The organism is Variovorax sp. P4_D9 (genome assembly GCF_056401695.1).
This window is the reverse complement of record NZ_JBFUIU010000633.1, coordinates 1-5,222: the sequence shown is the minus strand read 5'-3', so window position 1 is coordinate 5,222 and position 5,222 is coordinate 1. Positions and strand designations below refer to the sequence as shown.

At 63.6% G+C, this 5,222-nt stretch carries 6 protein-coding genes and 3 pseudogenes; 6 read left to right on the top strand and 3 right to left on the bottom strand.

Features of this window, described 5'->3' with window-relative positions; all coding sequences use genetic code 11:
* The first annotated feature begins 114 nt into the window (after positions 1 to 114).
* On the top strand, positions 115 to 528 hold the full coding sequence (locus tag AC1DY5_RS41085) for a hypothetical protein (RefSeq protein ID WP_478120186.1): 414 nt from the start codon (positions 115 to 117) through the stop codon (positions 526 to 528).
* A gap of 204 nt (positions 529 to 732) precedes the next feature.
* On the opposite strand, the gene AC1DY5_RS41080 is transcribed toward AC1DY5_RS41085, so the two are convergent.
* A complete protein-coding gene (locus AC1DY5_RS41080) occupies positions 733 to 1,044 on the bottom strand; it encodes a hypothetical protein (RefSeq protein ID WP_478120185.1) in 312 nt (103 codons plus the stop codon).
* Positions 1,045 to 2,023: 979 nt separating this feature from the next.
* On the opposite strand from AC1DY5_RS41080, the gene AC1DY5_RS41075 reads away from it, so the two are divergent.
* The 4 genes and pseudogenes from AC1DY5_RS41075 to AC1DY5_RS41060 all read left to right on the top strand — a co-directional run bounded on the left by AC1DY5_RS41075 (position 2,024) and on the right by AC1DY5_RS41060 (position 3,822).
* Positions 2,024 to 2,446, top strand: a complete 423-nt coding sequence (locus AC1DY5_RS41075) for a serine/threonine protein kinase (RefSeq protein ID WP_478120184.1) — start codon at positions 2,024 to 2,026, stop codon at positions 2,444 to 2,446.
* A gap of 656 nt (positions 2,447 to 3,102) precedes the next feature.
* A pseudogene (locus AC1DY5_RS41070) lies at positions 3,103 to 3,389 on the top strand (Mu transposase domain-containing protein); the annotation flags it as partial.
* A gap of 4 nt (positions 3,390 to 3,393) precedes the next feature.
* Positions 3,394 to 3,518 (top strand): annotated as a pseudogene (locus AC1DY5_RS41065) (ATP-binding protein); the annotation flags it as partial.
* 7 nt (positions 3,519 to 3,525) lie between these two features.
* On the top strand, positions 3,526 to 3,822 hold the full coding sequence (locus tag AC1DY5_RS41060) for a hypothetical protein (RefSeq protein WP_478120188.1): 297 nt from the start codon (positions 3,526 to 3,528) through the stop codon (positions 3,820 to 3,822).
* Here the strand turns inward: AC1DY5_RS41060 and AC1DY5_RS41055 are convergent.
* Complete coding sequence (locus tag AC1DY5_RS41055; RefSeq protein WP_478120187.1) at positions 3,705 to 4,085, bottom strand: hypothetical protein; 381 nt, start codon at positions 4,083 to 4,085, stop codon at positions 3,705 to 3,707. The two genes, AC1DY5_RS41060 and AC1DY5_RS41055, sit on opposite strands and share 118 nt — an antisense overlap.
* Before the next feature lie 380 nt (positions 4,086 to 4,465).
* Between AC1DY5_RS41055 and AC1DY5_RS41050 the strand changes: the two genes are divergently transcribed.
* Positions 4,466 to 4,945 (top strand): AMP-binding protein, encoded by a 480-nt coding sequence (locus AC1DY5_RS41050; RefSeq protein ID WP_478120183.1) that lies wholly within the window; start codon positions 4,466 to 4,468, stop codon positions 4,943 to 4,945.
* Here the strand turns inward: AC1DY5_RS41050 and AC1DY5_RS41045 are convergent.
* Positions 4,940 to 5,222: pseudogene (locus AC1DY5_RS41045) on the bottom strand (hypothetical protein); the annotation flags it as partial. The gene AC1DY5_RS41050 and the pseudogene AC1DY5_RS41045 overlap by 6 nt on opposite strands.

Sequence of the window (5,222 nt, the reverse complement as noted above, 5' to 3'; positions counted from 1 at the left end):
TCGCTTCGCGCGTATTCGAGCAGCGAGATGGACGCGATCCTGGCCAAGATCCCATAGGCGCGTAGCCGAGTCGACGCTCAGCCGGTTCGATCGAGCCGGCCAGCAACACCTCACATGGCCAAGCACCTCACCATCGATGAATCCGCCGGCCCACTGCCGGTAAACAGTCGGGTCTATTTCAACCCGACCGGCGTCCTGCTTGATCGCGGCGCCACCTACGAGATTGCTGCCGACGATAGCAAGTGGGTCGATTGGCAMCTTGCTTCAAGCGCGGACGGGAGAGAGCGGCCGAGCCTGGGCCAGTCATTGGCCCAGTGGGCACTGCGCTGCAAGGCCGGCAAGTGGTTCCAGTTGATCGGCGCCGTGGGTCGGTCGGACGACTATCTTTTTCCGATTGGCATGCACACGCGCTGGACCTACGCAGGCCAGGCCGAGACGGCCGAGCTGTACCTTCTCGCCAACGACGCCTGGTTTGCGTACTTCAACAATCACGGATCGGTCAACGTGACGATCAAGCGGGTCGACTAGAAGGGTGCCTGAGACTTGGAGCTAGTCTTGTAACGGTCAAGGGATAACGCGGCGTTAGCTCGAACGTCGGAGCACGCTCACAGCGGTTGAAGCGAGGAAATGGCAATGCCACCATGTATGTTGGACGCGGGCGCTCTGCTGATCACGGCGAAAAAGCGTACAACTTCTGATTCTTCGACCCGGGGCGCGATCTCAGAGAGGTTCCTACAAGGTCTTGAGCCCCAGCCACGCCGCCGCGATCACTGCATTCACGGACACGCTCAAGGCGCTCGGCACATAGAACAGCGCCGATACCGCCGGCGCGCCAATCAGGATTTCGACAATCCCCCCCAACCCGTACAACAGCACGGCGCACCACAGCCAGCGTCGCATGTAAGTGAGAAGCCAGTGAGCTTGAGATTGGTTGTGCCGCCAGGCCGCTGAGCGCTCGATGAGGCTGCCTTGTGTGACGTCCAGGAAGAGCCACTCGAAAAAGAAGTAGCGGTACAGGAGAGTGTGGAAGTTCAGCTCATGCACGATCCATTTCCTTCCTGATGGCGGTGGTTCGTCGCAGTCGTTTCTGACAGCATATCGGGAAGACTGATACCTCTTGCGGGCCGGCGACGTTGCCAAGATGGACATCATCGACTGCGGCGCTGACTCTTAGACAACCCCCGTAGCGAAGACCCAATATTGAGCTCGCTTTGAGAGTCGAAGCATGACTGCATGCCATCGCGCGACGCGTAGGACTGCATGTACCTTTGCAGCTGCGCCTGGAGACGCCGCTTCAAGCAACTTGAAAGCTTATATCCGTGCCGACGAAGCGCAATACGTCAGAGGGCCTACTCAGCTTTGGCGAGCTGCGCCAACAAGTCGCCGGTGCCGACACCCTGCAGGAATCGTCGGCCCCCGCGTGGGTCGGTCAGTCGGTCGCACAGTTCGCGTCCATGCGCAATCGGACGGCTCGCTACAAGTTGCCAATGGCCGTCTTCAGATCCTCGACAGCAGCCGGCTTTGGTACATGCGCGTCGAAGCCCGCTTCGAGTGCGCGCCGGGGCGTCCGCCCGCCTTCCGAAGCCGGACATCGCGATCGCCCTCAGCTCGCGCGTCGGCGGTCGGGCCGCAACTCCGCGATCAGCTGATGCGCATCCATCTCGAGCATTCCCTTCAAAGCCCAGCGAGCTAGGTATCGCGCCGTGGGCCCCGAGACGCGATAGGGGAGTCGTGGGTCTTCATGTAGGCCATGCAGCCGGGTGCCACACCCGATGCTGCGGCGAACACGTGGGGCCATTTGAGGCCTACATCCGCTGTGCGGAGCTACTCCTCGCAGCCTTTCTGTGACAAAGTCCGGAGTCGCCAAAACCGAGCGATGCGCGCCAGCGGAGTGGCGAKCCCCGCCGCGAATCGGCCTAAAACGCAGAGTGAGCGTCAACCTACAGGCGGCCCCGCTCATTCCCCACATCAGTCCGTCGGGGGCGTTTCCAAGATTGAAATCTTCAAAACGCCTGGAGACATCATGAAGCTGAACCTCGTCACCGTGGCGGCGGCCCTCCTTTGGAGCCTGTCAAACGCAAGCTTTGCTCAGACCACCGCCGTGCCTGCGGGCCCTGATCCTGCCAAGGCCGGTCAAGCCAGCACCAAGACCCCAGCTGGCGTCGCGAATCCGACGCAGCGCCCCGACGGCAGCAATCCTGCGTCGCGTGAAGCGGTGAAATCCGAAGCTCGCGCGGAAAACCGGAGCCCGGCGAATACGGTGGTTCCCAAGGGAGAGCCTTCAACCATGACCAACAATCAGCCCAATGCGCCTCAGTCGACGGGTGCAATGAGCCGGGCCGAAGTGAAGCCGAGCAAGAACGAACTGAAGCCGCAGGCGGGCGTCAAGGGTGAGCGGCCCGACGTCCCCACGAACCCGAAGGAAAAAACGGGCACTCCCCAATAGGCCCAAATCCGCCATCTCCTATCTCTCGGGTCGCGCGGCGTGGAACCGCAGTCGCCCAACCGGCTGACTCGAAGAGGGCGAAGCCGGACGTTCCTGCAACAAACGGCGGCCCAGAAGCGGTCGCGCGGCGATCGGCGGGATCTTGCGGCAAGTCCTGGGGGCGAGATCGCGACACACCCGTTCGAATGCGCGTTTGCACTCACGGCGCTCGCTGCCATGCGCTGCGTCGCCGACACCTAGCTTAACCACTAAATGATTGCGCTGGTCTCCGCGGCAACTGCAATCAACGCGAAGATGGCGAGGTGCGAGAAGCCCGCATTGCGCTGGGCGGCGCGCGCCCAAGCCCTGGCGGGGTGCTGGCGGGCTGAACCGATGCCGGTAGGCCCGGGGCCCTCCCGCGAGGCCTTCGCCCGCCGTGCCCGACGAGATCAGTGGTGCGGAGGGGAGGCGCAGACTTCAAGGTCCCGCTCGCCGCATCGTCGCGCGACGGCGTCCCGAGCAACACGGGCCAGCAGCCGAACGCAATAAGGCCCTTGATTAACCTTCTGATCAATTACGGGCGCCGACCGCGGTGGTTCAATGGATCAGTTCTCCGTCTTGCGGGCTTGCTCCTCATTCGTGGTGCTGCGCGAGCCTTTGAGGTGCATCTCGTGGTGGTCGAGCGCGCCACGCTGCGCGCGCTGCCGCAGCGGCGCACCGCCGAGTACCAGCACGGGTGAGCAAGTACGCGATCTTCACCGTGCGTGGCGCGCAGTACAGCGCGCCGAGCCAACTCGTCGGGCAGCGTATGACGGTGCGCTTGTACACCGACCACATCGAGTGCTGGCTCGGTGGCACGTGCGTGCTCGAGCGAACGCGCTTGAACCACTGCGACGGGCAGCGCCATCCGCGCGACATCGACTACCGGCACCTGATCGCAGCGCTCAGGCGCAAGCCCGGCGCCCGCCATCACGGCCAACACGCCGTTCTCGCAAGGGGCGAAGTGTTCGACGACGCCGCCATGACGGTGGCCGCGGTCGACCGCCTGGTCCACCACTCGACGATCCTTGAGATGAACGTCGAAATCTACCGGTGTCTGGGTGTGGAGCACGCTGCTGGCCCTGCACCAGACCCATCGCCGCCAGAAGCACCTGGCGGCGGCCATCGAACAGCTGAGCAATCTCAAGCGGCGCCTGGCCGCTGCCCGCGCTCGGCTGCGCGGGGCCGCACAGATCGACCTGCAGGTCGCGCAGATCCTGGAGCGCTACAAGGTCGGGCGCTATGTGAAGGTCGCGCGCGTGGTGCGCGAGGAGCACAGCTTCAAGCAGTCACGCCGCGGACGCCCCGGCCCGGACACCGCCACAGTGAGCCGATGTAGGACTTCTGCAGGCACATGAGAGGGAACGGCTCCAGTGCTATGGGATCGGCCACACCCGCGGCGCAGGGCGTTGAACGAGTCGAGCACCGTAGCCACCGAGGCGTTGGGACCGAGCGCCTCGATGAGCGCATCGACACCGTAGCCGCCGGTCGCTTCCATCTCGTTTTCTGCAGTCGGCCGCGATCCAAGCGCGATCGGCACGATGCGCGTCGGGTCGAGCTGATGCAGCTTGTCGAGCAGCGCCTTATTGCGACTCGTCGCGAAGATCTTGGCCGCGCCCATGGCCAGTGCAAGGATGACCGCGCCCAGCCCCAGGGTACCCGTGGCGCCGTCAATCAGCACCGTTTGACCTGGGGCGAAATGCGCCTTGCGCAGCGCTGAGTAGGACCAATGTTTGCCAGTTGCAAAGCCCTCGGCGGCGGGCTACCGCGCGAGCGATTTAGTTCTTCGCTGCATACCGGCGTACGACGGTGCTGAGGACAGGGTAGGGCCCGCACCGGCGCATCCACGTTGGCGGACGGCCGCATCGCGCTTCGGTATGCGTTCGGCCACGCCAGTTGGGTCTCACAGGTTGGACTGGCGAAGAAACGGCGTAATAATGACTATCATGTCATGATGACAGAGTTGTCGTTTTACCTAGACCCTCGCTGCCAAGTCCACCGATGAACCACGATCCACTTGCCGCCCCGCCCGCGTCCTTCGAGCTGCGGGAGCGGCTCGTGCCATCGTCCGGAATCGGATCACTGGACGACGTGCGTCGGCTCGAAGACGCCGTCCCCGATCCGCTGGCGGAAGTCAACCGCACGTATGAGTTGCTGGCAGGCGGCGCGCGGCGAGCGCCGGACGCGCCGGCTGTCTCCTTTTTTCTCGAGGCGACCGACTACGCCCGCCCATTCACGTGGACGCACAGCGAATGGTTTGTCCGCATCACCCAGACGGCCAATCTCCTGCGCCGGCTTGGCCTCGGTCGCAGGGACGTCGTGGCGTTTGTCCTTCCCAATCTTCCAGAGACGCACTGGATCATCTGGGGTGGCGAGGCCGCCGGCGCGGTCTTTGCGATGAACCCGCTGCTCGAGCGGGGCATGCTGCGCGAGCTGATGATCGCGGTACGCCCCAAGCTGCTCGTGATGGTGGCTTCATAAAGCACTCCTCACAATTGAGAGTTGGGATGGCAGCGTCTCGCGATGGTTCTTCAAGTGACCTGAGGTGCGTATGCGATCACGGAGTTGCTGCTCCTGTTGGTCGGTGATCGTGATCCACCAGGGGCCCTGGGCGCCGAGATGGCGTGCATCAATCACGCCGCGTTTAATCCAGTAGCGAACGAAATAGACGCTCACGGACAGGCGATCGGCAAGTTGCTCGGCAGTGAGCTCTTCTGGACGCATCAGACAGACGGAAGGCACGGCGTAGCGAATGCGG

Coding starts and splice junctions, on each gene's coding strand:
- AC1DY5_RS41055 (WP_478120187.1), bottom strand. CDS start 4,085: ATGGGCGCGGCCAAGATCTTCGCGACGAGTCGCAATAAGGCGCTGCTC.
- AC1DY5_RS41075 (WP_478120184.1), top strand. CDS start 2,024: ATGAAGCTGAACCTCGTCACCGTGGCGGCGGCCCTCCTTTGGAGCCTG.
- AC1DY5_RS41050 (WP_478120183.1), top strand. CDS start 4,466: ATGAACCACGATCCACTTGCCGCCCCGCCCGCGTCCTTCGAGCTGCGG.